The sequence below is a fragment of the Phenylobacterium hankyongense genome, assembly GCF_003254505.1.
In the GTDB taxonomy this organism is placed as follows: domain Bacteria; phylum Pseudomonadota; class Alphaproteobacteria; order Caulobacterales; family Caulobacteraceae; genus Phenylobacterium; species Phenylobacterium hankyongense.
Map to the genome: position 1 here is coordinate 291,451 of NZ_QFYP01000001.1, position 14,751 is coordinate 306,201.

A 14,751-nucleotide genomic window follows, 5' to 3' on the forward strand; every position below is an offset into this window, starting at 1 on the left:
CTCTCCTCCCGGGGCGCGGGTGGATAGTTCGCAGCGGCGAGGCTTCGGGGCAAGCCTCAGGCGCCGGTCCGGCGGGCAAGCTCGCGCGACGCCGCCTGCGCCTCGTTCCACCAGCGCCGCAGCATCTCGCCGGCATCGCCGGCCCGGGTCAGCCGCACCGCCTGGCCGGCCCACAGCGACATCATCTCCGCATCGCCAGCCTGCTCGGCGGCCGCCCGCAGGGGCTGGGTCAGCCGGTTCTGCACCGGATAGGCCGGGACCTCGCGCTCCACGGCCCGCATCTCGCGCATGAAGCGGTTCTCGATCCCCCGCGCATAGCGGCCGGAGAAGGCGCGGGTCATCCGGGTCGGATCGTCCGTCGCCGCCGCGATGGCGCGCTGCCAGGGCCCGGGCGTCACCGCCTGGTCGGCCAGCAGGAAGGCGGTGCCCATCTGCGCGGCGCTCGCCCCCAGGGCCAGCGCCGCGGCGACCCCGCGGCCGTCCATGATCCCGCCGGCGGCGATCACTGGCAGGTCGACGGCCTCCCGCACCGTCGCCACCAGGGCCATGGTCCCGATCAGGCTCGCCTCGATGCCGGCCAGGAAGTTGGTGTGGTGGCCGCCGGCCTCGGCGCCCTGGGCGCAGATCCCGTCCGCTCCGGCCTCCGCCCAGGCCCGCGCCTCGGCGACCGTGTTGGCCGTACCGACCACATAGGTCCCGGCCTGGTGCAGGGCGTCGACCTGCGCCCGGGTCAGCACCGAGAAGGTGAAGGAGGCGACCGGCGGCGCGGCGCGGGTCACCGCCTCCAGCTGCGCCTCGAAGTCCTGCGAGAAGCGGTTCGGCGCGTCCGGCGTCGGCGCGCCAAGCTCGGCGTACCAGGGCGCGAGACGCGCCAGGGCGGCGTCGACCTCCGCCGGCTCCGGCCTCGTCGCCGGCGCCATCAACAGGTTCACGGCGAAGGGCGCGTCGGTCTGCGCCCTCAGCGCCGCCACCGCCGGACCGATCTCGGCGGGCGAGAGCGTCGCGGCCGCAAACGACCCCAGGCCGCCGGCCCGGCTCACCGCCAGCGGCAGGGCGTCGAGGGAGGCGCCCACCATCGGCGCCTGGATGACCGGGATCGGCAGGCTCTCCAGCAGGGCGGCCAGGCTCATCCGTCGTCCTTTCGCCCGCTCTTCTGGCGGGCGATCTTCTCCAGCACCTTGCCGCGGCCGCGCGACAGGGCGGTGACCACGCCGCGGAAGGTGCGCACCTCCTGGTCGCTGAACCGGGCCCGCGACAGGGCCGAGCGCAGGTTCTGCACCATCGAGGGGGTCTTCTCCGGCGGATGGAAGAAGCCCGCCTCGTCCAGTTCCCGCTCCAGGTGCTCGAACAGCCCCAGCATGGCCGCGCCGTCGGCCGGCGGCGGGCCCTCGCGGAAGGAGGCCGGCGCGGCGGCCGCCACCGTCATCCGCCATTCGTAGGCGTTCAGCGCCACCGCCTGCGCCAAGTTCAGAGACCGGAAGCGCGGATCGACTGGGATGGTGATCACCGCCCGGCACAGGGCGATGTCGGCGGTCTCCAGGCCGGCCCGCTCGCCGCCGAACAGCAGTCCCGTGCTCAGGCCCTCCGCCGCGGCGGAGGACAGCTCCGCCGCCGCCTCGCGCGGGGTCAGCACCGGCAGTTGCAGCTCCCGAGGCCGCGCCGTGGTGGCGTAGACCAGCTGCAGGTCGGCGATGGCGTCCTCGACCCGCTCGAACACCTTGGCGTCGTTGAGCGGCCAATCGGCGCCCGAGGCCGACGCCCAGGCCCGCTCCTGCGGCCAACCGTCCCGGGGAGCCACCAGCCGCAGCTCCGCAAGACCGAAATTCGCCATGACGCGGGCGGCGGCGCCGATATTTTCCGCCAGCTGCGGCACGTTCAGGATTACGACAGGGGCCTGGGGGGAAGCTTCAACCATGACGCGTTTTCAATCGGCCGGCCGTCCGAATGCAAGCCTGCTGCGACGGGAACTGCTGATTGGGGCCGGATCCATGGGCCTGGTCGGTTGCAGCGCCAAGGCGACGCTCACCGCATCGACCACGCCGAAGCTCGACATGAAACAGCTCAACGGCGACATCGCCGCCATCGCCGCGCGGCTGCGGCCGGCGGTGCTGGGCGCCGGGCTGATGAACCTGGAGAGCGGCGAGGTCTGGTCGCTGAACGGCGAGCGGCCCTTCCCCATGCAGAGCGTGTTCAAGGCTCCGCTGGGCGCCTATGCGCTCTCCGAGGTGGACGCCGGGCTGCTGTCCCTGGACCAGGTCTTCACCCTGGACGACATCGACCTGTCGCCGTCCTATTCGCCGATCGCCGACGCCTGGCCGGCCCGGCGCGACTACACCGCCCGCGAGCTGCTCGTGGCCGCCGTCGGCATGAGCGACAACACCGCCGCCGACATCCTGATGCGGCGCGTCGGCGGTCCCGGCGCGCTGACCGCCTGGCTGGTCGGCAAGAAGATCGAGGAAGTGCGGGTCGACCGCTACGAGCGGGAATTGCAGCCGGAAAGCGTCGGCATGGCCTCCTTCCGCCCGGCCTGGAAGGGCGAGGCCGCCTATCTCGCCGCCCTCCGGTCGGTGCCGCCCGAGGTCCGGCGCGCCGCGGTCGTCCGCTACCTCGCCGATCCCCGCGACACGGCGACGCCGCGCGGCATGCTGACTTTCCTGGGGATGCTGGCCGCGGGCGAGCTGATATCGCGGGCCTCCACCGCCCTGCTGCTGCAGATCATGACCAACACCCCCACCGGGGCGCACCGGCTGAAGGCCGGCCTGCCGCCGGGCGCCACCCTGGCCCACAAGACTGGAACCGCGCGCACCGACCAGGGCATGAACCCGGCGATCAACGACGTCGGGATCGTCACCCTGCCCGACAAACGCGCCTATGCGGCGGCGGTCTTCCTCAGCGGTTCGACCCTCGACGACGCGGCCCGCGACGCCGCCATCGCCGACGTCGCCCGCGCCATGATCCGCGGCGTCGGCTGAGCTCATGGCCAAGTCGTAGCGCGGAGCCTTTGCGTCTGGGCGTGTGACGGCTATACGGCCCCCCGAAACGAAGTCCCGTCGGAGCCCGCGCCCTCATGGCCAAGATCAAAGTCGCCAACCCAGTCGCCGATCTCGACGGCGACGAGATGACCCGCATCATCTGGAAGCTGATCAAGGACAAGCTGATCTTCCCGTTCGTCGACCTGCCGACGGAGTACTACGACCTCGGGATGGAGAACCGCGACGCCACCGACGACCGGGTGACGGTCGAGGCCGCGGAGGCGATCAAGCGGCTGGGCGTCGGCATCAAGTGCGCGACCATCACGCCCGACGAGCAACGGGTGGAGGAATTCAAGCTCAAGAAGATGTGGAAGTCGCCGAACGGCACGATCCGCAACATCCTGGGCGGCGTCGTCTTCCGCGAGCCGATCATCTGCCGCAACGTGCCGCGCCTGATCCCCGGCTGGACCCAGCCGATCATCATCGGCCGCCACGCCTTCGGCGACCAGTACCGCGCCACCGACTTCAAGGTCCCCGGCCCGGGCAAGATGACCATCACCTGGGAAGGCGACAACGGCGAGAAGATCGAGCACGAGGTCTTCCAGTACCCCGGCTCCGGCGTGGCCATGGCCATGTACAACCTGGACGACTCGGTCCGCGACTTCGCCCGCGCCAGCTTCGCCTACGCGCTCGACCGCAAGTACCCGCTGTACCTGTCGACCAAGAACACCATCCTCAAGGCCTATGACGGGCGCTTCAAGGACCTCTTCGCCGAGGTGTTCGCCGCCGAGTACGCCGACCGGTTCAAGGCCGCCGGCATCACCTACGAGCACCGGCTGATCGACGACATGGTCGCCTCGGCCCTGAAGTGGTCGGGCGGCTTCATCTGGGCCTGCAAGAACTACGACGGCGACGTGCAGTCCGACCAGGTCGCCCAGGGCTTCGGCTCGCTCGGCCTGATGACCTCGGTGCTGATCACGCCGGACGGCAAGACCATGGAGGCGGAAGCCGCCCACGGCACCGTCACCCGCCACTACCGCCAGCACCAGCGCGGCGAGAGCACCTCGACCAACTCCATCGCCTCGATCTTCGCCTGGACGCGGGGCCTGGAGCACCGCGCCAAGCTCGACGGCAACGCCGAGCTCGACCGCTTCGCCAAGACCCTGGAGCGGGTCTGCGTGGAGACGGTGGAAGCCGGCTCGATGACCAAGGATCTGGCGCTGCTGGTCGGCGACACCCAGGGCTGGCTGACCACCGAGGGCTTCATCGACAAGGTCGCGGCCAACCTCGAGAAGGCGCTCGTCCCCGCCTAAGCCCAAGCCCAGGGCTGAATTCGCGCCGCCTGCGTCCGACGCAGGCGGCGCTTTTCGTATGGGCGGGTCGTCACGCCGCGGATCGCCGCTCCGGGTTCTTGCTTTGTTCTTTCGCCGCGCTATGCTCCGCGGATCTTCGGGAGGACACGGCATGACCATCGGCTACATCACCCTCGGCGCGAACGACGTCGAACAGGCGCTGCCCTTCTACGACGCGGTGCTGGGGGCCATCGGTTACGAGCGCGGTCCGCTGGACGGCGGCTGGGCCTTCTATGGCCGGGGCGACGCGCCCGGCGTCGGCATTTGCCGGCCGTTCGACGGCCAGGCGGCGCGCGGCGGCAACGGCGTGATGATCGGCTTCAAGGCCGACACCCAGGATCAGGTGACGGCCGCCTACGACGCCGCCCTCGCCCAGGGCGGGACCGACGAGGGCGCGCCGGGCTTCCGTCCGCCCGAGGCGACCAGCGGCTTCTACGGCGCCTATGTCCGCGACGCCGCCGGCAACAAGCTCTGCGTCTACACGACCGTCTAGGGTCGCCCTACCCGGCCAGCGCCGCCTTCACGGCGGCCAGGCCCTCGGCGGCCTTGGCGCCGTCGGGGGCGCCGCCCTGGGCGAAGTCGGGACGTCCGCCCGCGCCCTGCCCGCCCATCGCCTGGACGGCCGCCTTGGCCAGCTCCACGGCGTTGAACCGGGCCTGGGCCTGGCCGGTGACGGCCACCGTCACCGAGGCCTTGCCGTCGGCCGCGCCCACCAGGGCGATGACGCCGTCGGGGATCTGCTTCTTGAACTCCTCGGCGATGGGCCGCAGGTCCTTGCCGCCGACGCCGTCCATCACCCGGGCCAGCACCTGCACGCCGCCGATGTCCTCCGGCCCCGCCGCAGCCCCGCCTGAGCCGCCGCCCATGGCCAGCTGGCGCTTGGCGTCGCCGAGCTCCTTCTCGAGCTTGCGGCGCTGGGCCTCCAGGGCCTCGACGCGTGCAGGCACCTCGGCCACCGGGGTCTTGAACTGCTCGGCCAGCGCCTTGGCGACGCCGGCCTGCTCCAGCAGGTAGCGGCGCGCGGCCTCGCCGGTCAGCGCCTCGACCCGGCGCACGCCGGCGGCGACGCCCTGTTCGGCGACGATCTTGAACAGCGCGATGTCGCCGGTGCGGGCCACGTGGGTGCCCCCGCAGAGCTCGACCGAATAGTCGCCCTCCCCGGTCAGCGCCCGGCCCAGGGTCAGCACGCGCACGGTGTCGCCGTACTTCTCGCCGAACAGCGCCATGGCGCCCTTCTCGATGGCTTCCTGCGCGCCCATCAGCTTGGTCTCGGCCGGCAGGTTCTGGCGGATCACCGCGTTGACCTCGGCCTCGATGCGGTCGATCTCGTCGGCGGTCAGCGGCTGGCCGTGGCTGAAGTCGAAGCGGATCCGCTCGCCGTCCACCAACTGGCCCTTCTGGGTCACGTGGCGGCCGAGCACGCTACGCAGCGCCGCATGCAGCAGGTGGGTGGCCGAGTGGTTGGCCTTGGTCGCCAGCCGCCGCTCGGGGTCCACCGCCAGCCGCACCCGGGCCCCGGGCGTCAGCGCGCCCTTGAGGATCTCCAGGTGGTGGACGTGGAGGTCGCCGGCCTGCTTCTGGACGTCGGTGACCCGCGCGCGGCCGCCGTCCCATTCCACGTCGCCCTGGTCGCCGGCCTGGCCGCCGCTCTCGCCATAGAAGGGCGTGCGGTCGAACAGGGCCTGGACCTTCTGGCCGGCCTCGGCGCGGTCGATCTCGCGGCCGCCGTCCACCAGGGTCAACAGTTCGGCAGTGGTCTCGGTGTCGTCGTAGCCGACGAAGGCGGTGGGGCCGAGCCGGTCGCGGATCGCGAACCATTCGCCCGCCGCCGCGACCTGGCCGGAGCCGGTCCAGGCCTCGCGCGCCTGCTCGCGCTGGCGGGCCATGGCGCGGTCGAACTCCTCGAGGTCGACGGTCAGGCCCTTGGCGCGGACCGCGTCCTGGGTCAGGTCGAGGGGGAAGCCGTAGGTGTCGTAGAGCTTGAAGGCGGTCTCGCCGGACAGCACCTGGCCGGAGCCGAGGCCCGCGGTGGCTTCCTCCAGCAGGGCCATGCCGCGGCCGAGCGTGCGGCGGAACCGCTCCTCCTCCTGGCGCAGGGTGTCGACGATCGCCGGCTCGGCGCGCCGCAGCTCCGGATAGGCCTCGCCCATCTGCGCCACCAGCGTGGGGACCAGGCGGTACATCAGCGGATCCTCCGCGCCCAGCAGGTGGGCGTGGCGCATGGCGCGGCGCATGATCCGGCGCAGCACGTAGCCGCGCCCCTCGTTCGAAGGCATCACGCCGTCGGCGATCAGGAAGCTGGAGGAGCGCAGGTGGTCGGCGATCACCCGGTGCGAGGGGTCGCTGGCCGGCCCGCCGGGGCCGCCCACCAGGTCCTGGGACGCCGCGATCAACGCCCGGAACAGGTCGACGTCGTAGTTGTTGTGCACGCCCTGCAGCACGGCGGCGATCCGCTCCAGGCCCATGCCGGTGTCGATGGAGGGCTTCGGCAGGTCGGTGCGGTCGCCGTTGGCGAACTGCTCGTACTGCATGAAGACCAGGTTCCAGATCTCCACGAACCGGTCGCCGTCCTCGTCCGGGCTGCCGGGCGGGCCGCCGGGGATGTGGGCGCCGTGGTCGTAGAAGATCTCCGAGCAGGGGCCGCACGGGCCGGTGTCGCCCATCGACCAGAAGTTGTCGGAGGTGGCGATGCGGATGATCTTCTGGTCCGGCAGGCCGGCGATCTTCTTCCACAGGCTGTGGGCGTGGTCGTCGTCGGCGTAGACGGTGACCAGCAGCCGGTCGACCGGCAGGGCGAACTCCTTGGTCAGCAGCTCCCAGGCGTGCTCGATCGCCGCTTCTTTGAAGTAGTCGCCGAAGGAGAAATTCCCCAGCATCTCGAAGAAGGTGTGGTGGCGGGCGGTGTAGCCGACGTTGTCGAGGTCGTTGTGCTTGCCGCCGGCCCGCACCGACTTCTGCGAGGAGGCGGCGCGCGGCCAGGGCGGGGTCTCCGCGCCGGTGAAGTAGTTCTTGAACGGCACCATGCCGGCGTTGACGAACAGCAGGGTCGGATCGTTCTGCGGGACGAGCGGCGCCGAGGGGACCACGGCGTGGTCCTTCCGCTGGAAGTAGTCCAGGAAGTGGCTGCGGATCTCGTTCAGGGTCGCCATGGGCCTACGGTTTCGAACTGGGCTCTAAAGGATCGGGTCCCGCTTAGATGGGACCGGGCGTCCGTTTACGAAACTTGCCTTGCCGCGCAAAGGAAAAGGACGCCTGGAGGGGGCCTCCAGACGTCCAGGAACCTCGTGGCGGTCGGCCGCGCGGGGTTGGCGCGCGGGTGGGCCGGGTTGGCGGGAGCCCGCCCGCGATGCGGCCGGCCGCTCGAGGAGCCTATTCCTCGCCGGCCTCGGGGCCGCCGACCAGCAGCTCTTCCTCGATCACCGCCTTGGCGCCGCGGACGGCCTTCTCGATCTCGGCGGCCATGTCCGGATTGGCCTTCAGGAACTCGCGAACGTTGTCGCGGCCCTGGCCGATGCGCTGGCTGTTCCAGGAGAACCACGAGCCCGACTTCTCGATCACCCCGGCCTTGACGCCCAGGTCGATGATCTCGCCGAGCTTGGAGATGCCCTGGCCGTACATGATGTCGAACTCGACCTCGCGGAACGGTGGGGCGACCTTGTTCTTCACCACCTTCACGCGGACGTTGTTGCCGACGATCTCGTCGCGCAGCTTCACCGAGCCGGTGCGGCGGATGTCGAGGCGCACCGAGGCGTAGAACTTCAGCGCATTGCCGCCGGTGGTGGTCTCCGGCGACCCGTACATCACCCCGATCTTCATGCGGATCTGGTTGATGAAGATCACCAGGGTCTGGGTCTTGGAGATCGAGGCGGTGAGCTTGCGCAGCGCCTGGCTCATCAGCCGCGCCTGCAGGCCCGGCAGGCTGTCGCCCATCTCGCCTTCGATTTCCGCCCGCGGGGTCAGGGCCGCCACCGAGTCGATGACGATGACGTCCACCGCGCCCGAGCGCACCAGGGTGTCGGTGATCTCCAGCGCCTGCTCGCCGGTGTCCGGCTGCGAGACCAAGAGGTCGTCGAGGTTGACGCCCAGCTTGTGGGCGTAAGAGGGGTCGAGCGCGTGCTCGGCGTCCACGAAGGCGGCGGTGCCGCCCTGCTTCTGGACCTCGGCCACCACGTGCAGGGCGAGCGTCGTCTTGCCCGAGCTTTCCGGCCCGTAGATCTCCACCACCCGGCCCTTCGGCAGGCCGCCGATGCCCAGCGCCAGGTCGAGGCCCAGCGAGCCGGTGGAGACGGACTCGATCTCGACGATCTTGCCCTTCTCGCCCAGCTTCATCACCGAGCCCTTGCCGAAGGCCCGGTCAATCTGTGACAGCGCCGCTTCCAGAGCGCGCTGCTTATCTCCGTCTTCTCGTGCCACGAGCCTCAACGCTGATTGAGTCATCTATCCAAGCCCCTCTTATCCCACGATTCCGCCAACCCGGCTGTCCGATCGCACCGCGGCCGAGGACTCATTCGTACGTGGTTTGTTCTCCGTTCGCAAGATGTTCTCTTTGCCCCGGGGGTGGCAACGGAATATCGACAAAAATATTCGCTGGCCTATCGCCCTCGCGGGCGGTCCCAGCCCCCCCGCCAACCTCAAAATCAACGGCGCCCTGGATGATCTCGAAGCCTGCGGAAATCCTTGTCCTGACACCGGCCTCGGAGGCGCTCATCAAGGGGTGCGCGCGTCTGGGGCCTTGTCTGCGGGCCACGCGGGCCGAGGTGTTGGCGGGACGGGTCGAAGGTCTGGCCGCCGTTCGGGCCGTGGCCGCCTGGGATGTCGTCGTGGACGGTGCGCTGTTCGAGCGGCTGCCTGCCCTTGAGCTCGTCGCGAACCAGGGCGTGGGTTACGACAAGGTCGATGTCGCCGCCGCCACGGCCCGCGGGATCGCCGTCACGCATACGCCCGACGTGCTGACCGACGAAGTCGCCGACTTCACGCTGGGCCTGTTGATCATGACCATCCGCCGGCTCGGCGAGGCGGAGCGCTTCCTCCGCGCCGGTCGATGGGAGGCCGGCCCCTTCCCCCTCTCGCACACCCTTCGTGGGCGGCGCGTCGGGATCCTCGGCACGGGCAGGATCGGAAAGGCCGTCGCCACCCGCCTCGAAGGCTTCGGCGTCTCCCTCGCCTATAGCGGAAGGCGGCCGCAGCCGGACCTGGCCTACCCGTACTTCCCGGACGCCCGCCAGCTGGCCGGCGCGGTCGACACCTTGATCTCGATCCTGCCGGGCGGAGCCGAGACGCGCCGCCTGGTCGACGCCGAGGTGCTGGCGGCGCTCGGCGCCGACGGGGTCTTCGTCAACGTCGGGCGCGGCTCCACGGTGGATGAGGCCGCGCTGGCGACCGCGCTGCGCACCGGAGTCATCGCCGCCGCCGGCCTCGACGTCTTCGAGCACGAGCCGCATGTGGGTCCGGAGCTGCTTGAGCTGGAGAACGCCGTCCTCATGCCCCACGTCGCGTCCGCCACCGTCCACACCCGAGCGGCCATGTCGAAGCTGGTGGTGGACAATATCGCCGTCTGGCTCGCCGACGGGCGAGCCCTGACGCCGACCCCAGAGACGAGGGCCGGCCTTCCCGTCCGGTAAGGCCAGCAACCGGATGCAAGCTTAGCCGGAGGCCTGGATCAGGACTCCCAATGGGCGTCGTCCGCGACCGCACCCAGCCCGCTGAGATGGGCTTCCAGCTTGTCCAGCAGCTGAAAGAGCTGTTCGCGCTCCGGTGCGTCGAGGCCGGCGATCATCGCCTCGGCCGCCTCGCGCCGGCCGGGCGCGATGAGGTCGTGGGCTTCGGCGCCGGCCGGCGTGAGGCTGACGATCTGCTTGCGGCGGTCGGTGCTGGAGACCTTGGCGGTGACCAGGCCCAGGTCTCCCAGATGCTGCGCCACCCGGGTGATGGTCGCGGCGTCCATCCCGACGAGCTCGGCGAGCTCGCCATTGGTGAGTGGCCCGCGGGCGGCGAGTTGCAGGATGACCCGCCACTCCCGGGCGCGAATGATCCGCCCGTCGGGCAGCTCGAACGGCGGCGGCATGGCGACCTTGGACGCCAGGTGATGGATCCGGTACGGCAGGAACTCGCGCAGCGAGATCGCCTCCCGGAGCTCCACGCCCGGCGGGAAACGCCGTCGTTCAGAAGCCCGTCGTTCAGAGGCCATGTCTGGACATCATCCGCATCGCGCCTTCCGGATCGCACGCGCCGCGCGGTCCGTCGAGATCGCTCAATAGCCGACGCTCGCCCGCGTCCGGGGCCGTTCCGGCGCCAGGAACGCGCCGGCCAGCTCGTCCACGGCCCGCGACAGCAGGCCGGCGTCCGTCCCGACCGCCACGAAGCTGCAACCCAGGTCGAGGTAATGCCGGGCCTGGGCTTCGGTGAGCGCCAGGATGCCGGCCGCCTTGCCGTGGGCGAGCACCACCTTGATCGCGCCCTCTATGGCCGCGACCACCTTGGGGTGGCCCGGCTCTCCCAGATAGCCAAGGGAGGCGGCCAGGTCCGACGGGCCGATGAACACCCCGTCGACGCCCGGAGTCGCCGCGATCGCGGCGAGGTTCTCCAGCCCGGCCTGACTCTCGACCTGCAGGAGCAGGCAGACCTCTTCGTTGGCGCGGTGCACATAGCGGTCGATCCGCCCCCAGCGCGAGGCGCGCACCAGGCCGGCGGCCACCCCGCGGATCCCCTCCGGCGGATAGCGACTGGCCCGCACCATGGCCGAGGCCTGTTCGGCGCTCTCGACGTAGGGGACCAGCAGGCTGGGCACGCCGATGTCCAGGTACTGCTTGATGAGCGTCGCGTCGGCGACGGGCAGGCGCGCCACGGCTTGCGAGGCGTAGCCGTTCATCGCCTGAAGCTGGGCCAGCAGCAGGGGAACGCTGTTCGGCCCGTGCTCGCCATCCAGGAGCAGCCAGTCGAAACCGGCGGCTGCGCAGAGCTCGACCGTGTTGGGGCTGGCGAGCGATTGCCACAGCCCGATCTGCGGCTCGCCGGCTTTGAGCCGCGCGCGGAAGGCGTTGTGCATGTCGAGCATGGGGTCTCCTCAGCGTCCCGCCACCGGTACGCAGAATTCGTTGACACTGCAACGAATTGATTGCACGAGAAACGAATTGGTCGCCGCCGGCGACGCTCGACGGCGAGAGACCTCCGGATGCCGGACACTATCAGAATCGACGCGCACGCGATCTCGCCGCTGCACTATGTGGGCGGTCGCCGCGTAGGCTCGGAAGCCGCGTTCGAGGTGTTCTCGCCCATCGACATGCGCCGCCTGGGCGCGATGGCGGAAGCCGGCCCGGCGGTCGTCGCGCAGGCGGTGGGCGAAGCCGCGGCGGCCTTCCCCGCCTGGGCCGCGCTCGGGGCGGAAGGCCGGCTGCCTTACCTGAAGCGCTTCGCCGCCGAGATCGGCGCGCGGGCCGAGGCCCTGTGCCTGGCGGAGTCCAACGACGCCGGCGTGCTCCTCTCGCGCATGCGGCACGGCATCGTGCCCCGCGCCATGCTCAACATCACCTGGTTCGCCGAGCAGGCGCTGACCCTGCAGGACCAGGTGATCGAGACGCCGCAGGCGACGCACCACGTCCGGCACGACCCGGCGGGTGTCTGCGCGATCATCACGCCGTGGAACTCGCCGCTGATGCTGACGACCTGGAAGGTCGGTCCGGCGCTGGCGTCCGGCAACACGGTGGTGGTCAAGCCGCCGGAGTGGGCGCCGCTGAGCTGTTCGCTGTTGGCCGACGCGGCGGAGGCGGCGGGCCTGCCGCCGGGCGTGTTCAACGTCGTCCAGGGCAGCGGCGCGGTGACCGGCGCGGCGCTGGTCTCCGACGCGCGACTGGCGCGGATCTCGTTCACCGGCTCGGTGGCCACCGCGCGCACCATCGCCAGCGTCGCCGGCGCCAACCTGGTGCCCGTGAGCCTGGAGCTGGGCGGCAAGTCGCCGTTCATCGTCCTGCCCGACGCCGACCTCGACGCCGCGGCGGCGACCGGCGCCCTGATGTATCGCAACGCCACCCAGGTCTGCCTCGCCGGCACCCGCTTCCTGGTCCACGAGAGCGTCCGCGACGCCTTCGTCGAGCGCATGCGCGGCCATGTCGAGAAGCTCCGCGTCGGCGACCCGCGCGACGAGGCGACCGAGGTCGGGCCGATCATCCATCCGCGCCAGGTGGAACGGATCGCCGGCTACCTCGAGCGCGCCCGCGCGGCCGGCGCCGAGGTCCTGTGGGGCGGCGGCCGCCATGAGTTCGGCGAGCTCTACTTCCAGCCGACCATGTTCGCAGGCGTCGAGCAGCACCACGAGATCGTCCAGGAGGAGGTGTTTGGGCCGGTGCTCGTGCTGCAGACCTTCAGCGACGATGCCGAGGCCATCGTGCTGGCCAACGGCGTCGACTACGGCCTCGGCGGCGTCTGCTACGGCGCGGAGGACCATGCCAGGGCGGTCGCCGAACAGGTCCGCACCGGCTTCATCTGGGTCAACGCCTTCGGAATTCGCGACCTGGCCGCACCGTTCGGCGGCCGCGGCAAGTCGGGAGTCGGGCGGGAAGGCGGCGCCTGGAGCTTCGACTTCTTCTGCGACGTCAAGGACGTCGTCGTTCCCAAGCAACCGTTCAAGCCCAGCTTCAGCCATCGCTGACCGGCGCAAGGAGACCCTCCATGGGTGAGATCGTTGGCGCCGCCCTGGTGTCGCACCATCCCGGGCTGATGCAGGACGACGACTTCCGCGTCCACATGGGGGCCGGCGCGGACTCCGACCTGATCGCCGGCTACGCGCGGCTGCGGGCGAAGATCGACGCGCTTAAGCCGGACGTGCTGGTGATCTTCGACACCCACTGGTTCACCACCGGCTACCACCTGGTCGACGGCGGCGCGCACTACGAGGGCAGCTACATCTCCGACGAGATGCCCTGGTATCTGCACGGGCAGCGCTACGCCTACGACGGCGCGCCGGACCTGGCGCAGCTTTGCCAGGTGGTGGCGGACGAACGCGGCGCGCTGGTCAAGACCATCGACGAGCCGACCCTGCCGCGCCACTACGCGACCATCAACGTGGTCAACCGCCTGAAGGCCACCGAGCGGATCATGACCGTCGGCAACTGCCAGACGGCCAAGACCCGGCACTTCCTGGAGATGGGCGAGGTGGTCGGCGAGGCGATCCGGCGCAGCGGCCGCCGCGCGGTGCTGCTCGCCTCCGGCGCCCTAAGCCACAAGTTCAACGACCTGGACTGGGAGCAGAGCAACCCCAGGATCTACCACCCCGACAACGTCTCCGACCCGGCCAACGTCCGCAGCGACCGCGAGGCGATCGCGCTGTTCGAGCAGGGTCGCCACGACCTGATCCTGGACCGCTTTCCCGAGTACCGGGCCATCCCCTGGGAGGGGCTGGGCGGCCACTACCTGCAGATGGTGGGCGCCCTGGGCGGGCCGGCGTGCAAGGCGCGGGGCGAGCAACTTTCCGACTACGAGAACGCCCGCGGGACGGGCAACGTCCACATGTGGTTCGAGGTGCAAAGATGAGCGTTCTCGACGGGCCCCGCGTCGAACGTCGCCGGGTGCTGGTCGGCGCCGCCGCCTGCTGGGGGACCATGCGCGACGACGGCCAGCTGCGCCTGGACGACGGCCGGGTCGTCGATCCGGCCGCCCTGGTCCACCTGCCGCCCCTCGACCCCCATCCGTCGAAGATCATCGCGGTGCACCTGAGCTACGCCTCGCGCGGGATCGAGTCCCGCAACACCGCCAGGCCCACCGAGAACCCGACCTATTTCACCAAGCCGGTCACCGCGCTGAACGGCCACAACGGCGAGCTCGTGAAGCCCGACGGCGTGAAGTACCTCAACTACGAGGGCGAGTTCGCCGCCGTCATCGGCCGGGTGACGCGCAACGTCACCCCGGACGAGGCCTGGGACTGCATCGCCGGCTTCGCGCCCGCCCTCGACATGGGCGCCCAGGATTTCCGCGACACCGACCAGGGCTCGATGCTGCGGGTGAAGGGCATGGACGGCTTCTGTCCCATTGGGCCGGGCATCGTCTCCGGCGTCGATCCCCGCCGGGAGACCCTGCGCACCTACCGCAACGGCCTGCTGGTCCAGGAGGCGAAGATCGGCGAGGAGCTGATCTGGGGCCCCGAGTACATGATCGCCGACATCGCCCGGTACATCACCCTGCTGCCCGGCGACGTCATCCTGACCGGCACGCCCGCCCATTCCCGCTCGCTGGAGCCGGGCGACCTCATCGAGGTGGAGATCACCAACCTCGGCCGGCTGGCCAATCGGGTGGTCGCCGGACCTGCGCCGCGCGCCGCCGATGTGGGGCATCCGGCCATGGACACGCCGGAGGTCCGCCGCGTCGCCCTGGGCGTCGACGCGCGGGTGCGCGGGGACTTCAAGGCCAACTATCGCGCAACGGCGCCGAGGAGCTAG

Annotated in this window: 13 protein-coding genes; 7 read left to right on the plus strand and 6 right to left on the minus strand. The window is 70.7% G+C overall.

The genetic code is table 11. The annotated features are described in order from the left end of the window. Positions 1 to 56 precede the first annotated feature (56 nt). The gene (locus tag DJ021_RS01335) at positions 57 to 1,130 is read right to left on the minus strand and encodes an NAD(P)H-dependent flavin oxidoreductase (RefSeq protein ID WP_111455827.1); all 1,074 of its coding nucleotides are present in this window, start codon (positions 1,128 to 1,130) and stop codon (positions 57 to 59) included. Beyond that, a complete protein-coding gene (locus tag DJ021_RS01340) occupies positions 1,127 to 1,915 on the minus strand; it encodes an RNA methyltransferase (RefSeq protein ID WP_111455828.1) in 789 nt (262 codons plus the stop codon). Before DJ021_RS01340 ends, DJ021_RS01335 begins: the two co-directional genes overlap by 4 nt. Here DJ021_RS01340 and bla point away from each other — a divergent pair. From bla to DJ021_RS01355, 3 genes are all read left to right on the plus strand, one after another. Beyond that, positions 1,914 to 2,972, plus strand: a complete 1,059-nt coding sequence (gene bla / locus DJ021_RS01345; RefSeq protein ID WP_111455829.1) for a class A beta-lactamase — start codon at positions 1,914 to 1,916, stop codon at positions 2,970 to 2,972. The two genes, DJ021_RS01340 and bla, sit on opposite strands and share 2 nt — an antisense overlap. Before the next feature lie 95 nt (positions 2,973 to 3,067). Further along, positions 3,068 to 4,285, plus strand: coding sequence for an NADP-dependent isocitrate dehydrogenase (locus DJ021_RS01350; RefSeq protein WP_111455830.1), 1,218 nt, complete (start codon positions 3,068 to 3,070; stop codon positions 4,283 to 4,285). Between the two features lie 151 nt (positions 4,286 to 4,436). After that, positions 4,437 to 4,817, plus strand: coding sequence for a VOC family protein (locus DJ021_RS01355; protein WP_243625876.1), 381 nt, complete (start codon positions 4,437 to 4,439; stop codon positions 4,815 to 4,817). Positions 4,818 to 4,824: 7 nt separating this feature from the next. On the opposite strand, the gene alaS is transcribed toward DJ021_RS01355, so the two are convergent. Both alaS and recA read right to left on the minus strand, forming a co-directional pair. Continuing rightward, positions 4,825 to 7,473, minus strand: coding sequence for an alanine--tRNA ligase (gene alaS / locus DJ021_RS01360; RefSeq protein ID WP_111455832.1), 2,649 nt, complete (start codon positions 7,471 to 7,473; stop codon positions 4,825 to 4,827). 220 nt (positions 7,474 to 7,693) lie between these two features. Further along, positions 7,694 to 8,761, minus strand: coding sequence for a recombinase RecA (recA, locus tag DJ021_RS01365; RefSeq protein WP_111455833.1), 1,068 nt, complete (start codon positions 8,759 to 8,761; stop codon positions 7,694 to 7,696). Between the two features lie 215 nt (positions 8,762 to 8,976). Here recA and DJ021_RS01370 point away from each other — a divergent pair, with 215 nt between their 5' ends. Continuing rightward, a complete protein-coding gene (locus DJ021_RS01370; RefSeq protein ID WP_111455834.1) occupies positions 8,977 to 9,945 on the plus strand; it encodes a 2-hydroxyacid dehydrogenase in 969 nt (322 codons plus the stop codon). Positions 9,946 to 9,983: 38 nt separating this feature from the next. Here DJ021_RS01370 and DJ021_RS01375 read toward each other — a convergent pair whose 3' ends face one another. Together DJ021_RS01375 and DJ021_RS01380 are read right to left on the minus strand one after the other, a co-directional pair. Beyond that, a complete protein-coding gene (locus DJ021_RS01375) occupies positions 9,984 to 10,511 on the minus strand; it encodes a MarR family winged helix-turn-helix transcriptional regulator (RefSeq protein WP_111455835.1) in 528 nt (175 codons plus the stop codon). A 63-nt stretch (positions 10,512 to 10,574) separates the two neighbouring features. Continuing rightward, a complete protein-coding gene (locus DJ021_RS01380; protein WP_111455836.1) occupies positions 10,575 to 11,378 on the minus strand; it encodes an aldolase/citrate lyase family protein in 804 nt (267 codons plus the stop codon). Between the two features lie 117 nt (positions 11,379 to 11,495). Between DJ021_RS01380 and DJ021_RS01385 the strand changes: the two genes are divergently transcribed. Genes DJ021_RS01385 through DJ021_RS01395 form a run of 3 tightly spaced genes read left to right on the plus strand, consistent with a single transcriptional unit; the run spans position 11,496 to position 14,751 of the window. Further along, positions 11,496 to 12,968: an aldehyde dehydrogenase family protein gene (locus tag DJ021_RS01385; protein ID WP_111455837.1), complete on the plus strand. Its 1,473-nt coding sequence runs from the start codon at positions 11,496 to 11,498 to the stop codon at positions 12,966 to 12,968. Positions 12,969 to 12,988: 20 nt separating this feature from the next. Then, entirely contained in the window at positions 12,989 to 13,849 is an 861-nt protein-coding gene (locus DJ021_RS01390; protein WP_111455838.1) for a DODA-type extradiol aromatic ring-opening family dioxygenase, read from the plus strand. Continuing rightward, on the plus strand, positions 13,846 to 14,751 hold the full coding sequence (locus tag DJ021_RS01395; protein WP_111455839.1) for a fumarylacetoacetate hydrolase family protein: 906 nt from the start codon (positions 13,846 to 13,848) through the stop codon (positions 14,749 to 14,751). Before DJ021_RS01390 ends, DJ021_RS01395 begins: the two co-directional genes overlap by 4 nt.

Excerpts from the sequence above, each read along its gene's own strand:
- DJ021_RS01335 (WP_111455827.1), bottom strand. The coding sequence starts at position 1,130 with ATGAGCCTGGCCGCCCTGCTGGAGAGCCTGCCGATCCCGGTCATCCAG.
- bla (WP_111455829.1), top strand. The coding sequence starts at position 1,914 with ATGACGCGTTTTCAATCGGCCGGCCGTCCGAATGCAAGCCTGCTGCGA.
- DJ021_RS01340 (WP_111455828.1), bottom strand. The coding sequence starts at position 1,915 with ATGGTTGAAGCTTCCCCCCAGGCCCCTGTCGTAATCCTGAACGTGCCG.
- DJ021_RS01350 (WP_111455830.1), top strand. The coding sequence starts at position 3,068 with ATGGCCAAGATCAAAGTCGCCAACCCAGTCGCCGATCTCGACGGCGAC.
- DJ021_RS01355 (WP_243625876.1), top strand. The coding sequence starts at position 4,437 with ATGACCATCGGCTACATCACCCTCGGCGCGAACGACGTCGAACAGGCG.
- alaS (WP_111455832.1), bottom strand. The coding sequence starts at position 7,473 with ATGGCGACCCTGAACGAGATCCGCAGCCACTTCCTGGACTACTTCCAG.
- recA (WP_111455833.1), bottom strand. The coding sequence starts at position 8,761 with ATGACTCAATCAGCGTTGAGGCTCGTGGCACGAGAAGACGGAGATAAG.
- DJ021_RS01370 (WP_111455834.1), top strand. The coding sequence starts at position 8,977 with ATGATCTCGAAGCCTGCGGAAATCCTTGTCCTGACACCGGCCTCGGAG.
- DJ021_RS01375 (WP_111455835.1), bottom strand. The coding sequence starts at position 10,511 with ATGGCCTCTGAACGACGGGCTTCTGAACGACGGCGTTTCCCGCCGGGC.
- DJ021_RS01380 (WP_111455836.1), bottom strand. The coding sequence starts at position 11,378 with ATGCTCGACATGCACAACGCCTTCCGCGCGCGGCTCAAAGCCGGCGAG.
- DJ021_RS01385 (WP_111455837.1), top strand. The coding sequence starts at position 11,496 with ATGCCGGACACTATCAGAATCGACGCGCACGCGATCTCGCCGCTGCAC.
- DJ021_RS01390 (WP_111455838.1), top strand. The coding sequence starts at position 12,989 with ATGGGTGAGATCGTTGGCGCCGCCCTGGTGTCGCACCATCCCGGGCTG.
- DJ021_RS01395 (WP_111455839.1), top strand. The coding sequence starts at position 13,846 with ATGAGCGTTCTCGACGGGCCCCGCGTCGAACGTCGCCGGGTGCTGGTC.